General features: G+C 59.4%; 20 protein-coding genes and 1 tRNA gene. 10 read left to right on the forward strand and 11 right to left on the reverse strand.

From position 1 onward, the window contains the following. Positions 1 to 16 precede the first annotated feature (16 nt). The 3 genes from PSH81_RS13620 to PSH81_RS13630 all read right to left on the reverse strand — a co-directional run bounded on the left by PSH81_RS13620 (position 17) and on the right by PSH81_RS13630 (position 1,307). A complete protein-coding gene (locus tag PSH81_RS13620; RefSeq protein ID WP_192300000.1) occupies positions 17 to 328 on the reverse strand; it encodes an AzlD domain-containing protein in 312 nt (103 codons plus the stop codon). Next, a complete protein-coding gene (locus tag PSH81_RS13625) occupies positions 325 to 1,020 on the reverse strand; it encodes an AzlC family ABC transporter permease (RefSeq protein WP_305390739.1) in 696 nt (231 codons plus the stop codon). Before PSH81_RS13625 ends, PSH81_RS13620 begins: the two co-directional genes overlap by 4 nt. 71 nt (positions 1,021 to 1,091) lie before the next feature. Beyond that, a complete protein-coding gene (locus tag PSH81_RS13630) occupies positions 1,092 to 1,307 on the reverse strand; it encodes a hypothetical protein (protein ID WP_025856028.1) in 216 nt (71 codons plus the stop codon). 176 nt (positions 1,308 to 1,483) lie between these two features. Between PSH81_RS13630 and PSH81_RS13635 the strand changes: the two genes are divergently transcribed. The 8 genes from PSH81_RS13635 (at position 1,484) to PSH81_RS13670 (ending at position 9,035) form a co-directional block, all read left to right on the forward strand. Then, positions 1,484 to 1,840 carry a metalloregulator ArsR/SmtB family transcription factor gene (locus tag PSH81_RS13635; RefSeq protein WP_305390741.1) on the forward strand — a complete coding sequence of 119 codons (357 nt, stop codon included), beginning with the start codon at positions 1,484 to 1,486 and terminating at the stop codon, positions 1,838 to 1,840. 19 nt (positions 1,841 to 1,859) lie between these two features. After that, on the forward strand, positions 1,860 to 3,143 hold the full coding sequence (locus PSH81_RS13640; RefSeq protein ID WP_305390742.1) for an arsenic transporter: 1,284 nt from the start codon (positions 1,860 to 1,862) through the stop codon (positions 3,141 to 3,143). Position 3,144: 1 nt separating this feature from the next. Beyond that, on the forward strand, positions 3,145 to 3,615 hold the full coding sequence (locus PSH81_RS13645) for an arsenate reductase ArsC (RefSeq protein ID WP_305390743.1): 471 nt from the start codon (positions 3,145 to 3,147) through the stop codon (positions 3,613 to 3,615). A gap of 48 nt (positions 3,616 to 3,663) precedes the next feature. Then, positions 3,664 to 4,275, forward strand: a complete 612-nt coding sequence (locus PSH81_RS13650) for a LysE family transporter (protein ID WP_192299995.1) — start codon at positions 3,664 to 3,666, stop codon at positions 4,273 to 4,275. Positions 4,276 to 4,593: 318 nt separating this feature from the next. Further along, positions 4,594 to 4,866: a hypothetical protein gene (locus tag PSH81_RS13655; protein ID WP_305390744.1), complete on the forward strand. Its 273-nt coding sequence runs from the start codon at positions 4,594 to 4,596 to the stop codon at positions 4,864 to 4,866. A gap of 223 nt (positions 4,867 to 5,089) precedes the next feature. Beyond that, positions 5,090 to 7,804 carry a magnesium-translocating P-type ATPase gene (mgtA, locus tag PSH81_RS13660; protein ID WP_305390746.1) on the forward strand — a complete coding sequence of 905 codons (2,715 nt, stop codon included), beginning with the start codon at positions 5,090 to 5,092 and terminating at the stop codon, positions 7,802 to 7,804. A gap of 61 nt (positions 7,805 to 7,865) precedes the next feature. Beyond that, on the forward strand, positions 7,866 to 8,213 hold the full coding sequence (locus tag PSH81_RS13665; RefSeq protein ID WP_226456866.1) for a DUF2493 domain-containing protein: 348 nt from the start codon (positions 7,866 to 7,868) through the stop codon (positions 8,211 to 8,213). An 18-nt stretch (positions 8,214 to 8,231) separates the two neighbouring features. After that, positions 8,232 to 9,035, forward strand: a complete 804-nt coding sequence (locus PSH81_RS13670; protein WP_305390748.1) for a hypothetical protein — start codon at positions 8,232 to 8,234, stop codon at positions 9,033 to 9,035. On the opposite strand, the gene PSH81_RS13675 is transcribed toward PSH81_RS13670, so the two are convergent. Further along, positions 9,032 to 9,721 carry a tellurite resistance TerB family protein gene (locus PSH81_RS13675; RefSeq protein WP_305390750.1) on the reverse strand — a complete coding sequence of 230 codons (690 nt, stop codon included), beginning with the start codon at positions 9,719 to 9,721 and terminating at the stop codon, positions 9,032 to 9,034. The genes PSH81_RS13670 and PSH81_RS13675 overlap by 4 nt on opposite strands. 125 nt (positions 9,722 to 9,846) lie before the next feature. Here PSH81_RS13675 and PSH81_RS13680 point away from each other — a divergent pair, with 125 nt between their 5' ends. Beyond that, the gene (locus PSH81_RS13680; protein WP_192299989.1) at positions 9,847 to 10,374 is read left to right on the forward strand and encodes a DinB family protein; all 528 of its coding nucleotides are present in this window, start codon (positions 9,847 to 9,849) and stop codon (positions 10,372 to 10,374) included. A 2-nt stretch (positions 10,375 to 10,376) separates the two neighbouring features. Here the strand turns inward: PSH81_RS13680 and PSH81_RS13685 are convergent, their stop codons facing one another. Further along, a complete protein-coding gene (locus PSH81_RS13685) occupies positions 10,377 to 10,835 on the reverse strand; it encodes a GFA family protein (RefSeq protein ID WP_305390752.1) in 459 nt (152 codons plus the stop codon). 229 nt (positions 10,836 to 11,064) lie between these two features. On the opposite strand from PSH81_RS13685, the gene PSH81_RS13690 reads away from it, so the two are divergent. Beyond that, positions 11,065 to 11,151 (forward strand) — tRNA-Leu (locus PSH81_RS13690). Positions 11,152 to 11,833: 682 nt separating this feature from the next. Here PSH81_RS13690 and PSH81_RS13695 read toward each other — a convergent pair. The 6 genes from PSH81_RS13695 to PSH81_RS13720 all read right to left on the reverse strand — a co-directional run bounded on the left by PSH81_RS13695 (position 11,834) and on the right by PSH81_RS13720 (position 14,809). After that, the gene (locus PSH81_RS13695) at positions 11,834 to 12,310 is read right to left on the reverse strand and encodes a DUF2514 family protein (protein ID WP_305390753.1); all 477 of its coding nucleotides are present in this window, start codon (positions 12,308 to 12,310) and stop codon (positions 11,834 to 11,836) included. Next, a complete protein-coding gene (locus PSH81_RS13700; RefSeq protein WP_305390754.1) occupies positions 12,307 to 12,732 on the reverse strand; it encodes a structural protein in 426 nt (141 codons plus the stop codon). The genes PSH81_RS13695 and PSH81_RS13700 overlap by 4 nt, the downstream gene beginning before the upstream one ends. Before the next feature lie 57 nt (positions 12,733 to 12,789). Next, the gene (locus PSH81_RS13705) at positions 12,790 to 13,029 is read right to left on the reverse strand and encodes a hypothetical protein (protein WP_226456091.1); all 240 of its coding nucleotides are present in this window, start codon (positions 13,027 to 13,029) and stop codon (positions 12,790 to 12,792) included. After that, the gene (locus PSH81_RS13710) at positions 13,026 to 13,355 is read right to left on the reverse strand and encodes a hypothetical protein (RefSeq protein ID WP_305390755.1); all 330 of its coding nucleotides are present in this window, start codon (positions 13,353 to 13,355) and stop codon (positions 13,026 to 13,028) included. Before PSH81_RS13710 ends, PSH81_RS13705 begins: the two co-directional genes overlap by 4 nt. Further along, a complete protein-coding gene (locus PSH81_RS13715) occupies positions 13,352 to 14,116 on the reverse strand; it encodes a phage tail protein (protein ID WP_305390756.1) in 765 nt (254 codons plus the stop codon). The genes PSH81_RS13710 and PSH81_RS13715 overlap by 4 nt, the downstream gene beginning before the upstream one ends. 63 nt (positions 14,117 to 14,179) lie before the next feature. Beyond that, positions 14,180 to 14,809, reverse strand: coding sequence for a hypothetical protein (locus PSH81_RS13720; RefSeq protein WP_305390758.1), 630 nt, complete (start codon positions 14,807 to 14,809; stop codon positions 14,180 to 14,182). Positions 14,810 to 14,876: the final 67 nt, after the last annotated feature.

Raw genomic sequence — 14,876 nt, forward strand, 5'->3', positions numbered from 1 at the left:
TTTTTTCGCCTGGACGTCAGAGCAGCCAGCGCAACAGATAGAACAACGCCATGCTCAGCAGCACGGTGAGCAACACGTTGCGCGTCCAGTACATCAACGCCACCGCGCTGATGCCCGCGAGCAAGTACGGGTTGGCCGGGCTCAGGTTGAGTTGGTGGTCGGCGAGAAAAATGATCGGCCCGCAGATCGCCGTGAGCATGCCCGGCACCGCAAACCCAAGAAACTCCCGCGCGCCACGGTTAAGGCGCACAGGCAGGCGCGGCTCGATAAACAGATAGCGGTTGAGAAACACTGCCAGGCCCATCGCCACAATCATGATGAAGATCATTGCTGCCCTACCCCCAATCGCTTGCACGCATAGCCTGCGCTCATCCCCAGTACACCGGAGACCACCACCGCCGACTCCCAGTGCAGGAAGCTCAGCCAGACCGAAAACAGCAACGCCACGGCCACGCAGACCACGCTCGGCACATCGCGCACCACCGGGGTGATCAGCGCGATAAAGGTGGCGGCGATGGAAAACTCCAGGCCCAGTTGATCCAGGCCGGGAATGCTCTTGCCAAGCACGATGCCGGCCAGGGTGAACAGATTCCAGACGATGTAGAACGTCAGGCCGACCCCCAGTGCGTACCAGCGGTTGAAGGTTTCGCGATCATAGTGGCTGACCAGGGCAAAGAATTCGTCGGTGAGCAAAAAGCCCAGGCTCATGCGCCAGCGCGTGTTGAGCGCCGACAGCGTGGGACGCATGTGCATGCCATAGAGCAGATGCTGGGAGGTCAGCAGAACAGTGGTCAGCAGGATGGAAATCAGGCTCGCGCCGCTCTTGACCATGCCAATGGCCACCAACTGCGCGGCACCGGCGAACACGATGGCCGACAACCCTTGAGCTTCCAGCGGGGTGAATTGCGCATCGATGGCCATGGAGCCGGCCAGCAGCCCCCACGGCGCACAGGCCAGGGACAACGGAATGACGGCGATTGCGCCGCGTGCGAAGGCGTAATGAGGCAAGGCGGTAGGCATGGAAACAGCTCATCGACAGACAGTCGACAAGCATGCCAGCGCAACAAGGGGCTTGTCTTGAACGATCTTGCTCAGGCGAGCCGCACAGACACCTGTTCCACCGAGTCCCGCGCTTCGCGCAACTCGTGGGCGTCTTGATTCAGGCGATGAATAGTATTGAGCAAGCGCTGGCGCAGCACCTCATCGCCGAGTTTTTCGACGGCGCGCATAAGGTCGAACGCCGCGGTTTCGTTATTTTCCGCGACGGAATCGAGGGTCTTGCGCAGGTTGCGAGTGGCACGGGTCACGCGGGGGATTCCTTCATCAGCAATGGGCAGGCACTTTAGGACATTCGTGTTTCATTTTAATTTCAAACACTTGTGGCTGATTTGAGGAGCGTTGATCCATATCAATCGTAACCGGATTTGACCGATACATATGGAAATACGTATATTCGAATTTCCATATGTATAGGGCCAAGGCCATGTCCGAGCTCATCTCCCCTCCCACGCTGTTCAAATGCCTGGCCGATGCCACCCGCGCACGCATGACGTTATTGATCCTGCGTGAAGGCGAACTTTGCGTGTGCGAACTGATCCATGCCTTGGATGACAGCCAGCCGAAAATCTCTCGTCACCTGGCGCAATTGCGCAGTTGCGGGTTGATGCTGGATCGTCGCCAGGGTCAATGGATCTACTACCGCATCAATCCCGCACTGCCCGACTGGGTCACCCAAGTGCTGGAGATCACCTTGCAAGCCAACCTGCCGTGGTTGCAGACCGACGCCCAGCGTCTGGATGCAATGGGCGAACGACCACAACGGGCCAGCAGTTGCTGCTGAGCCATCGGAGTTTTTATTCATGCTTGTCGCCATTGGCATCTTTATTTTCACCATCGTATTGGTCATCTGGCAGCCCAAGGGCCTCGGGGTCGGCTGGAGCGCGACGATGGGCGCGATCCTGGCCCTTGTCTGCGGCGTGATCAGCCTGGGGGATATTCCGGTGGTGTGGCACATCATCTGGAACGCCACCGGCACGTTTGTCGCCTTGATCATCATCAGCCTGCTGCTCGATGAGGCCGGCTTCTTCGCCTGGACCGCGTTACATGTGGCGCGCTGGGGACGTGGGCGCGGGCGACGATTGTTCGCCTATATGGTGCTGCTCGGCGCGCTGGTCTCGGCACTGTTTGCCAATGACGGTGCGGCGCTGATCCTCACGCCTATTGTCATGTCGATGCTGCTGGCGCTGCGTTTCTCGCCGGCGGCGACCCTGGCCTTTGTCATGGGCGCGGGGTTTATCGCCGATACTGCGAGCCTGCCGTTGGTGGTGTCGAACCTGGTGAATATCGTCTCGGCGGATTACTTCAAGATCGGCTTCAACGAATACGCAGCGGTAATGGTGCCGGTGAACTTCGTCAGCGTGGCTGCCACCCTGGCCGTATTGTTGTGGTTTTTCCGCCGCGATATTCCGCAGGCCTACGACCCGGCCGACCTCGAAGAACCGGCCCATGCCATTCATGACCGCGCCACGTTCCGCGCTGGCTGGTGGGTGCTGGGCATCCTGCTGGTCGGCTGTTTTGCCCTTGAGCCGCTGGGCATTCCCATCAGCGCGATTTCTGCCGCTTGCGCCCTGCTCCTGCTGGTCATTGCTGCCAAGGGTCATAAAATCTCCACACGCAAAGTGCTCAAGGAAGCCCCGTGGCAGATCGTGGTTTTTTCCCTGGGCATGTATCTGGTGGTCTACGGCTTGCGCAACGCCGGCCTCACCACGTACCTCGCGACCTGGCTCGACACCTTCGCCACCTACGGCGTATGGGGCGCCGCGATGGGCACCGGGGTTCTGACGGCGTTGCTGTCTTCGGCGATGAACAACCTGCCGACGGTATTGATCGGCGCACTGTCGATCGAGTCCAGCCATGCCGTGGGCGTGGTCAAGGACGCGATGATCTACGCCAACGTGATCGGCAGCGACCTTGGTCCGAAAATCACCCCGATTGGCAGCCTGGCCACGTTGCTGTGGCTGCATATCCTCGCGCGTAAAGGCATCACCATTACCTGGGGCTACTACTTCAAGGTCGGCATCGTACTGACCTTGCCGGTGCTGTTGATCACCCTTGCCGCCCTGGCCTTGCGTTTGAGTATCTGAAATGAAAGTCCTGTTCATGTGTACCGCCAACAGCTGCCGCAGCATCTTGTCCGAAGCCGTGTTCAACCACTTGGCGCCGCAGGGTTTCGAAGCCATCAGTTCAGGCAGCTTCCCCAAGGGCCAGGTGCTCCCGCGCAGTTTGAGCACGCTGGAAGCAGCCGGCATCCGCACCGCGGGGTTGTACAGCAAAGGCAATGACGCGTTTGAAGGCTGCCCGCCGGATCTGGTGATCACCGTCTGCGACAAGGCCGCCGGTGAAGCCTGCCCGGTGTATTTCGGGCCAGCACTCAAGGCCCATTGGGGGCTTGAAGACCCTTCGGATGTGCAAGGCGACGAAGCCATGCTCAATGCCGCTTTCCAGGCCACGCTGGAAACCATCGAGTGCCGCTGCCGGGCGTTTTTCGCCCTGCCCTTTGCGCGCCTCGGCGAGGCCGAATTGAAGGCGGAACTTGAGCGCATTGGATTGCTGTAACGGAAATCTGCAGCGTATGCTCTCGCACTTTCCTGAAAGGACGCGGGCATGCTGACGATCTTCTTTTACGCGCTGGTTTTTGGTTTTGTATTTTGCCTATCTCCCGGTGCCGTGCTGGCGGAGACCCTGCGTCGTGGCTTGCTCCAAGGTTTTACCCCGGCGCTGCTGGTACAAATCGGATCGCTGGTGGGCGACGCGGTATGGGCGGTGATTGGCCTTACGGGGATTGCACTGCTGATCCAGCATGACGCCGTGCGCGTGCCGCTGACCGTGGCCTGCGCGCTGTACCTGGCCTGGCTCGGCGTGCGCAGCCTGCTCGACGCCTGGAATTTGCCGGACGCCGACAGCGCGCCAGCCAGTTCGGCGAAGAATGCACTGGCCGTCGGCGCGACGATTTCCTTGGCCAACCCGAAAAACATCGTCTATTGGGGCGCCTTGGGCAGTGCGCTGTCGGGCATTGTCGGCGCGACGCCGAGCCACGGGCAGACGTTGATGTTCTTTGCCGGCTTCATGCTGGCTTCAGTGCTGTCGTGCTTCCTGATTGCCGCGCTGGTGAACCTGCTGCGCCAGAATGCATCGCCCACTTGGCAGCGCGTCAGTTATGGCGCCTGTGGCGTGGTGTTGATCTACTTGGCCATTCTCGCGGCACAAGGCATTTGAAGTTATATATCGACTAACTTCCAAGTGCCTCTTGTCTGAATGAACTCTGAACGCCGGGCATTTTAATTAATCATGCGTTGACATTTTGTAACTGCCTGAGTAGATTGCCCCTGCCCGCAACTGGGGCCTTTTTTAAACCTCACAAAAGAAGCCAATGGACACAGTATCTAGTCGCTGTCCGAGCACCGCGTTTGCGGGCATCGGGCGCCAAACCCAGAATATGACAGGACTCGCCTCCCCGGTCCGGTAAGCTGCGCTAGAGCTAGATGCTCCACCGTAACTGCCTCGCCGGTCGCCCGTCCGGTCCCGAGGTGTGTTATGACCTTCCAAGCCTTTGTTTTACATGATGTTCGCACCTTGGCCGCAGCCCTGCGCGCCAAGCTGTGCCGCACGCCTGGCGGTTTTTCCGCGGGCCGCTCGGCCTTTGCCACACCCTCCCCCAAAGTGCGTCCGGCGCATCCGCTGGCGCATTGGCGTATCTGCCCACACAGCGGCCAACTGGTGCAGCACTGGGATCACGCCGACCCTCAAGATCCACAGAGACCGAAGGTTTCCAGCCTGGGTCTTTACGTGAACGCACGCGCCGCTTAACCCCGCTGGAAACAGCAACTAACTGATTATGACCCTGGAGTTCTTTATGAACTATTCCAGTTGTAACTCGCTGCGTGCTAATTAATTAACGCCGCAACAACCGTTGTCCAGACACTTTATTTAAACCGATCGCGAAGTCCGCGGCTCGGCATGCTTTCGCTCGCCTGTCAGCAGGTAAGTACCGGGTATGTTTTGTCGAGAATTGGCGACAGGAGTACAGCAAATGAGCGCCGTAAAAAACACGCCACTGCACAACAAAAAAACCAGCGACGCCGACACCAGACTGTCGATGCGCGCCGCCCGCGAAGCCCACAACGGTCTGTCGGCCACACTCGCCAACGTACGCGCCACCCGGGACGGCCTGACCGAACTGGATGCCCAAGCGCGCCTGCAACGCGAGGGCTACAACGAAGTGGCCCATGACAAGCCGCCACACGCCATCGTCCAGTTCCTGCAAGCACTGAACAACCCGTTCATCTACGTGCTACTGACCCTGGGCGGCATCAGCTTTGTCACCGACTATTGGCTGCCGTTGCAAGCCGGTGAAGAGGTCGACCTGACCAAAGTCATCATTATCATGACCATGGTCATGCTCAGCAGCCTGCTGCGTTTCTGGCAGGAGCACCGCTCGGCGAAATCCGCCGAAGCCTTGAAAGCCATGGTGCGCACCACCGCCACCGTACTGCGCCGCGAACAGGTCGGCGCCCAACCGACCCTGCGCGAAGTGCCGATGCGCGATCTGGTGGCTGGCGACATCGTGCAGCTGTCGGCCGGCGACATGATTCCGGCCGACATCCGCCTGATCGAGTCCCGCGACTTGTTTATCAGCCAGGCGGTCCTCACCGGCGAAGCCTTGCCGGTGGAAAAATACGACACCCTCGGCGACGTCACACAAAAGTCCGCCGCGCCCCTGGCCGCCGACCAAGGCAACCTGCTGGACCTGCCGAACATCTGCTTCATGGGCACCAACGTGGTCAGCGGTCGCGCCACCGCCGTGGTGGTCGCCACCGGCTCGCGCACGTACTTTGGCTCCCTGGCCAAGGCGATTGTCGGCTCACGGGTGCAGACCGCGTTCGACCGTGGGGTCAACAGCGTCAGCTGGCTGCTGATCCGCTTCATGCTGGTGATGGTGCCGATCGTGTTCCTGCTCAACGGCTTCTCCAAGGGTGACTGGGGCGATGCGTTCCTGTTCGCCCTGGCGGTTGCCGTGGGCCTCACTCCGGAAATGCTGCCGATGATCGTCAGCGCCAACCTGGCCAAAGGCGCCACGGCGATGGCCAAGCGCAAGGTGGTGGTCAAGCGCCTCAACGCGATCCAGAACTTCGGGTCGATGGACGTGCTGTGCACTGACAAGACCGGCACCCTGACCCAGGACAAAATCATCCTCGAACACCACGTCAACGCCTTCGGTCAACGTGATGATGCGGTGCTGTCCCTGGCGTGGCTCAACAGCCATCACCAAAGCGGCATGAAAAACCTGATGGATCAGGCCGTCGTGCAGTTCTCGGAGCAGAACCCGAAGTTTCAGGTGCCGTTTGCCTACAGCAAGGTCGATGAATTGCCGTTCGATTTTGTGCGCCGTCGCCTGTCCATTGTGGTCAAGGATGCCGCCGATGATCAGTTGCTGGTGTGCAAGGGCGCGGTTGAGGAGATGTTGAGCATTTCCACCCACGTCATGGAGGGCGGTGACGCCATACCGCTGGATGAGCGCCGCCGCACCGAATTGCTGGCGCTGGCAAACGACTACAACGAAGACGGCTTCCGCGTATTGGTGGTGGCCACGCGCAACATTCCCAAGGCGTTGGCCCGCCAGCAATACACCACCGCCGATGAGCGCAACCTGGTGATCCAGGGCTTCCTGACCTTCCTTGACCCACCAAAGGAAACCGCCGGCCCGGCGATTGCCGCGCTGCAACAAATCGGCGTAGCGGTAAAAGTGCTGACCGGCGACAACGCCGTGGTCACCAGCAAGATCTGTCGTCAGGTCGGCCTTGAACCTGGCCAGCCGCTGCTCGGCGCGGAAATCGAAGCGATGGACGACGCCACCCTGTTGCGCCGCGTCGAAGAACGCACGGTGTTTGCCAAGCTGACCCCGCTGCAGAAATCCCGTGTGCTCAAGGCCCTGCAAGCCAACGGCCATACCGTGGGTTTCCTCGGTGACGGCATCAACGATGCACCGGCACTGCGCGACGCCGACGTGGGTATCTCGGTGGACAGCGGTACCGACATCGCCAAGGAATCAGCCGACATCATCCTGTTGGAAAAGAGCCTGATGGTGCTCGAAGAAGGCGTGCTCAAGGGCCGCGAAACCTTCGGCAACATCATGAAGTACCTGAACATGACCGCCAGCTCCAACTTCGGCAACGTGTTCTCGGTACTGGTGGCCAGTGCATTTATCCCGTTCATGCCAATGCTGGCGATCCATTTGCTCCTGCAAAACCTGATGTACGACATCTCCCAGTTGGCCCTGCCGTGGGACAAGATGGACAAGGAATACCTGGCCAAGCCACGCAAGTGGGATGCGAAAAACATCGGCCGCTTCATGATCTGGATCGGGCCGACCTCGTCGATCTTCGACATCACCACCTTTGCCCTGATGTGGTACGTGTTCAGCGCCAACAGCGTGGAAATGCAGACCCTGTTCCAGTCCGGCTGGTTTATCGAGGGCCTGCTCTCGCAAACCCTGGTGGTGCACATGTTGCGCACCCGCAAGATCCCGTTCTTCCAAAGCACCGCCGCCTGGCCGGTGTTGATGATGACCTGCGTGGTGATCGCGCTGGGGATCTACGTACCGTTCTCGCCCCTGGGCACCCTGGTCGGCCTGCAACCGCTGCCGCTGGCGTACTTCCCATGGCTGGTGGGCACCCTGCTCAGCTACTGCTGCGTGGCCCAACTGATGAAAACGATCTACATCCGCCGCTTCAAGCAGTGGTACTGATCCCCGCCGTTCAAACGGTGGCGGTCGCCCGGCCGTCACCGTGCATCACAAGGATTCGAATATGCGCGTGTTGATCTGTGCAGGTCGTCATTACGCCGACACCCGAAAGTCCCGCCAAGTGCTGGACGCTTACCACCGCCTGTACCCGGTGCAGGTATTGATCCACGGCGGCAACCAATTTCTTGGCAGTGACGTCGAGGAATGGGCGCGGGAACTCGGCATCGACGTGGTGCGCTACCCGCCCAACTGGCAGCGCCACGGCAAGCAGGCGGAACGCCAGCGCAACCATTTCATGCTGACCGACAGCCGCCCCGACGTGGTCATCGCCCTGCCGGGTGGTGACGACACCTCGGAGCTGGTGTGCCAGGCCAAAGCCAGCGGCATTTCGGTGCTGACCGTAGAAAGCTGAATTCAAGGGAGGTGCATCATGCACAACAAACACACCCCGAAGCGCCGGGACGGCTTCGCCAAATACCGCGCGCGTCATGCTCGTGACGTGCGTCACAGCTTGTTGCTGTTGCCGCCCGCAAAGCGCCGCGCGCTTCAACGCAACCTGATTTTCATCGGTTTGACCCTGGCCTTGCTGCTGATCATTGCGCTGCTGTCCAAGGCCCATGCCGCCGGCGGGGCTTATGTCGTCGACGATGGCGCGATCAATGCGCCGGGGGAATGCAACGTCGACGCCTGGTTCACTGCCAACCGCCACGACGGCAGCACGCACAGTGAAAGCCTATCGCCCGCCTGCACCTTCAGCGGCTTGCCGTCAGTGCAGTGGGGCGCGGCGCTGTCACGGGCCGGCGGTGAAACTCAGGCCAACCCGCAGCTCAAGGCGCAGGTGCTGTCGCGCAGTAGCGTGGAGATCGCCGTATCGGCCGGGGCGCACCTCGCCCTTGACCGTCGGCACGCGTTTGATGGCGCGGACCTGAACGTGCCACTGACCTGGCAACCCGTGCAGGCGCTGCGCCTGAACCTCAACGCGGGCTGGACACATGCCTACGACGACGGTGAGCAAAACCACCGCCTGACCTGGGGCACGGGGGTGGAGTACCAGACGGCGCAGTGGCTGACGCTGATCGCCGAACGCTACGGTCAGCAAGGCGGCGATCAGGCCTGGCAGGCCGGGCCGCGCGTGCACCTCGGCGAGTTGCTCGATGTGGACCTGGTGGTCGGGCGCAGTCTGATCGGTGAGCGCGACCAATGGTTGACCACCGGCGCCACGTTGCGCTTCTAGGCTTTGGCCTGGCGCTCAAGGTGCAGTTGCAGTTGTGGGTCGAGTTGCAGCTGCGCCGCGAGGTCATCCAGATAATTGCGTTCGGCGTCCTGCTGATCGTCCACCAGCATCACACTGGCCAGGTACACCTCGGCGGCCACTCCCGGGTCGCCGGCAAATTCAGCAAAGTCCGCCGCATCCAGGGGCTTGGCGACTTCGGTGTCGAGCCACTGTTGCAGCTGCGTGTCGTCCGTATGCTGGCGCAGCTCATTGGAAATCATCTGCTGCTCCTTTTCATCGATGCGCCCATCGGCCTTGGCCGCCGCAATCAACGCGCGCAACACCGCATGGCTGTGGGCTTCAGCTTCAGGGCCGGCGAGTTGGTCGGCCGTCTGGAAGGCTGCCTGCGGTTTACTCGCTTGCTGGCTTTGCCACGCCTGATACGCCTGGAAGGCCATCATGCCCAGGGATGCCAGCGCCGCGTAATTCATCCCGCCGGCACGTCCCTGTGCCGGACGCGCCGTAGCGCCGCCCAGCATGCCGCCCAGGCCACCCAGCAAATCCCCCAGACCGCCGCCGGCCGAGGCATTGCCGGTGCGGGTGCCTTTCAGTAAGCCGCCGAGCAGTCCGCCCAGGCCTCCGCCCGAGGAGGCTCCGCCCGCTTGCCCGGCGCGCAACAGTTGTTCGAGTAGATCGCTGGTGTTCATGGTGTCACCCTCCGAGGGCGCAGTGTTGGCGTCTAACAACCATAGCCCGCGCCTGCCGGAACACCATGACCGCCGGGCGGGCACAGCTTATGATGGCGCCACCGCGCCTTCAGGAGAAAACCCACGTGAACCGGATCGAGCACATCGCGCTGATGGCCCGCTACAACCAGTGGATGAACCGCAAGCTCTACGATGCCGCTGGCACACTGAGTGCTGCGCAGCTGGCCGTGGATCGCCAGGCGTTTTTCGGCTCAATCCTCGGCACCCTCAACCACTTGGCCCTGGGCGACACGGTGTGGCTCAAGCGCTTTGCCCGGCACCCCGCACGCTACACAACCTTGGCTGCGCTGGACGGGGTAGCCACACCAGGCGACCTGAAACAACTGGCCTTTGCCGATCTGCGCGAACTCACTGCTCGACGTCGCTGGCTGGATCAGATGATCATCGATTGGGCGCACACCGTGCGTGAGCCCGATCTCGATCACCGCCTGCATTACCACAACATGCGCGGCGTGGCAGCGGACAAGGATTTCTTCAGCCTGCTGCTGCACTTTTTCAATCACCAGACCCACCATCGCGGCCAGGCCACCACCTTGCTGTCCCAGGCCGGCGTGGATGTGGGCGACACCGACCTGTTGGCGTTGATTGACTAGCGTCAGCGCGCCTTGAACACCGCGTAGGCTTGCAACAATCGCGGGAAGTCCTGGGGCTCGGGCAATTGCGCAAAACTTTCGACGGCCGGGATCGTTGCCCAGGCCAGTTTTTCGCAGGTCCAGGTCTCCATGAAGGGCGCGTAGCCACGGGTGTTATCCAACAAGGTCGCGCGCACGTTGACGAACTCGTCGATGCCATGGGGGCGCGTAAACAGCCAGCTCATGCAATGAGGGCAAAAGTAGTGGCGATCGACCCCGTGCAACCCACCAATGACCGGGCAACCCTGGGTCACGGTGAAGCCGCTGGCGGGAACCAAGGCACTCAGGGAGAACGCGCTGGAGGACATTTTCTGGCAACCGGTGCAGTGGCACGCCATGGTAATCACCGGTTCCAGGCCCAGGCTGAAACGCACGCGGCCACAGCGACAGCCGCCCTCTTGCGGCAGGGTTTCGACGCTCATCATTGCTTCCTTTTTATGATTGGGGGCGTGGCAGATTAACCCCATGCCCAAGGGTTGAACAGGCCTACCCGCGCGTATCGAGCGACCTTGGAGTCACGCCAAAAATCCTTTGTAGATCACTGATCTACCGAGGTTTTTTCTGGCCTCTCGGGTGTAACAAACCTGCTATTCGAACTTGCACCGAAGCGTCCGGGGCTATATATTCCCAACCCTGCTGCAACGCGCTACCGCCCGAATGGCGAAACTGGTAGACGCATGGGACTTAAAATCCCCCGCTCGTAAGGGCGTCCCGGTTCGATTCCGGGTTCGGGCACCATATATATCAAGGGCTTGCATGAGATACTTCATGCAGGCCCTTAGTGTTTTTGTTCCGCAATTTCTGAAGCTGTTCCGCAATTCCTGCCATCGGCGTCCTGCCGACGAACACCAACCCACAAACCTGACACATCCTGCGTTCGCTTGTAGAATCGCCCCGCTGTCGCAGGCAAGGCAGGCCGGCGGAAATAACCAAGCGCCATAGAGAAGGCGCCAAAGGGTCAGAGAATCAACGGAGCGACCAACAAAGACGCCGTTGTACTTAGCAAAAGATAGCGATACCATACCCACACAATCCTCATGGTGTAAGGGGATGATAGATAGAGAATAGGGACGTCGCATGTATGCAGTTGGGCTTATAATTTCTTTCAAAATCGCTCTGTTAATATCGCTTTTTTTAGTGTTATCGGGGCTAAGAGCTGAGGCAGAGTACTTCAAAAAGCTCGGAGTGAGCGACTCTAAGATCAAGCGATTCTACAGAGAAAATTTAGTTTCTTCGTCTGTGACAGTGGCCCAAGTTACTCTGGTTGTCGGGTTTGTATTCTCGTTTATTTCCCTAACTACGATCTGGACAATTTCCTGATACATATTGGGAAATGCCTTGGGCTCAGCCGTGACGAGCCCTTAACGCAATCACGGCCCCCCCCCCCTCCAACGGCGTCCTGCCGAGAGAACACAATCCCTTATTGACGCATCGAATCAAAGCTTCGCTCACAAGCAAGTCCAGCTATTCTGGCGCGGTCATACGCGACCGCCAACTCTCCCGCTCTTTTGTCAGCCCGTTGGAGCAGGTCGGAGAGCACCATTGCGGCGCGGGTGGCTGACGCGCCTCGCTGGGCAGCTCCGGAATCGCCGCAGGCAGTGGCGGCAAACTGGGTGGCTTCGACATGCAGCCGGTCACCAGCAGCATCAGCGGTGCCAGCATCCACAGCTGCAGCCTTGTTCTGTTCTCGCGCATTGCTTGCCTCCTTGTTCACTGACGCCTGGCGGCGTTGTTCTTCTTTCCTGGCCTCGTCGCCGGCGCCTTTGAGTGCGACGGCATGGTCCCGCTCGATCTCTGCCAACTGTTCGCCGTAGCGCCAGTCCTGCACCTGCCAGGTGCCGCCGGCGCTGATCACCATCGCCAGCAGGATCGCGACCAAGATCTGCCCGGGCGTCATGCCAACGCCCGCCGCACGCCTTCAGCCAGCACCGCGTCGGGATAGGCATACTCGGCGTTCTCGTGATGGATGATTGCCTTGACGAAGCCAGCCATCACCGGCGCCTGGGTCAGGTCGACATCCGCCCCAGGCCGGGTGCCGGTGTTCGCCTCCACTGCGCGCACGTAGGCAGCGGTATCGTTCTCCACCGCCGGTGCCCAGCGGCTGATGATGGCCTTCACCGTCTTCAGTCCGTGCTTGCGCTGGTATGTCAGCAGCAACTTGCCCAGGGCGCGGATACCGTTCTCGGCAGTGTCGAACCGGGCGAAGCGCTTCTCGATGGTGGGGTCTGGCTTGAGTTGGCCCTGCCATTGGTTAACGGGGTTGTAATCGATGTTGCCGGGGTTGCGGTTGCGTACCCCACGGGTTTCGGTGGTCGGCATGCTTTTCTCCAGACAAAAAAATACCCGCTCATGGCGGGTGTGGATGCGGTTTGAGCGTCAAGCTTCAATCGGGGCCGGGAGCGGGTAGCGCGCCTTGATTGTCGTCACCAACTCAACCCAGGCGGAAAAGTCCGGCACAGCACCTTGAACAAGCGCGTCGTAGGCGATCTCAAGCCTCAGTGGATCGGACTCTTGCTGATAGGCTGCGCGGCGCTGAGAGTGGGCGGTTGCAAGGGAGGACTGATATTCGACAGCGCGCTTCTGTTCGGCGGTCACTGCCTGGCTGAAGTCGATCATTGCGCGATCTCCTGGAGTGCTGGTTTCTGATCAAAGTCTGTTGGGAGCGAAACGCGCCCGTCCGGCGGGTTCGTAATACTGGCCGGGTACCATGAGGCCTGGCCTCCGCACGGGCCGACGGGCATGGTGATCGTTACGATCAGGTTCCCATTCACACGCTCGACGGCGTCGTTGATCCATTCACAATCCACGGCTTCGGCAGGAAGCGTTGCCCCGTCCGGCAGGGGACCGAAATCAAGAGCAACACCATTGATGGTCAGCGAATCGCCGCGCTTGAAGATTTCCAGACTCGCATCGGAACGGGTTGATACCAGGTTAATGATCATTTCCATTTACCTATCGCCAAGTAATTGCAGCTGAAATTGCGAGAGGCCACGGAGGCAGACGAAAGCATCATAGGCACGCCAAGGCTTGTCGTACTGCCACCATTACCGTCCCATGTTAGAACCCCTGAACTGTAGGACTGGCACATAAATGTCGGTGCAGCGATAAAGGCAGACGGGAAGGTAATCGTCGCCGCGTAACCGTAGAAAAGCGACCCGGTTACGTTCGTTACAGCACAGGTGCGCGTAACCAATCCAAAGCAGATCTGCGTGCCATCTGCGAATCGGATGTAGGTACCGTTTGCGTTTGTACCTGTTTCAAATATCGCGCCAGACGTCACGATGCCGACCAGATCAGCATATGCACCAGTTTTCAGGCCGAGCGCGGCGCCGGCGCCTGCAGCTGTCGTTGATCCAGTACCCCCCTTTGTGACGGGCACAACATTCTCGGTGGACACCGAGCCCAGACCAGCCAGAGTACTGCCCCACTGCTGAATCATCGCCCGGGCCTGATCTGCCAGGTCCTTGGTGTAACCCTGCACAGGCGTGAGGGAGTAGCCCCCCGCCGCGTTCGTTGCTCCACGATAATTCGGTGAGATCGAAAGCACCGTATTGCTGACAACGTTGGTGACCTCGTACCAGCCGCCATCAGGGCCGAGAAACGCATCACCTACTCGGCAGTTGGCGACAAAGGATGTGCCGGTGCCTGTAACAGTATTGGAATTCAAAGTTACAGCAACGGTGCCGGTTCTATACCATGGCATGTTTTTCTCCAGACAATAAAAAACCGCACTTGGCGGATATTGAACATCAACAAGCTGCCTTACTTAGGACATTGGCTTGGCGAAAGATATTGGAATATAAAAATGCACAGAGTTTGATACGCCAACTATAAAGGGAACAATTCGATTGTTCTCATACTCCCAAGTACAGTATAGCTTTGCATACCCCGAGGAAGACCCACAAACATCCATACCAATATTATTTATCAGCATATAGTCACCAGTATCAACGGGCGAATAAGCCGTCCAACTACTTTTCGTCTGTCCTTGCGAGGTGTTGCTTGAGCCAAGATACGTCCATTGCGTTATCGTTCTAGTGAATTGGGCGCAGGGCGTGCCACTATCAAAAAGAAGTTTCGACTGTCCATCCCAGATCCGAAAACCATAACCGGAAACTTCACGCGACTGAAATGCCGCGACAAAAAAATTGCCCGGCACATTCCCTATAAAGGTGAATCCCGTCCAGTTCCCAGGCGTCCCGCTGATAGTTGCATACTGAAAAGTGGATGATGCATCGGGCCTTACAAAAACCAGCGGAGGTTCATCGGTGGTGATTGGTGGTGAAAAAGTAGCACCGCCAGAGTATCTTCCTCTCTGCAAAACAACCAATCTTGAAAATTCAGAATCAAGAGTCACCACATCATTGCTGTTCCTAAACTCAATGCCATAGGACATTTACCTATACCTCATAACCAGCAGCCTTTGGGAGCCGAGAGCCATATCTGAGTCGGTGAAATACCTA

Source organism: Pseudomonas sp. FP2335 (assembly GCF_030687535.1).
Taxonomy (GTDB): Bacteria; Pseudomonadota; Gammaproteobacteria; order Pseudomonadales; family Pseudomonadaceae; genus Aquipseudomonas.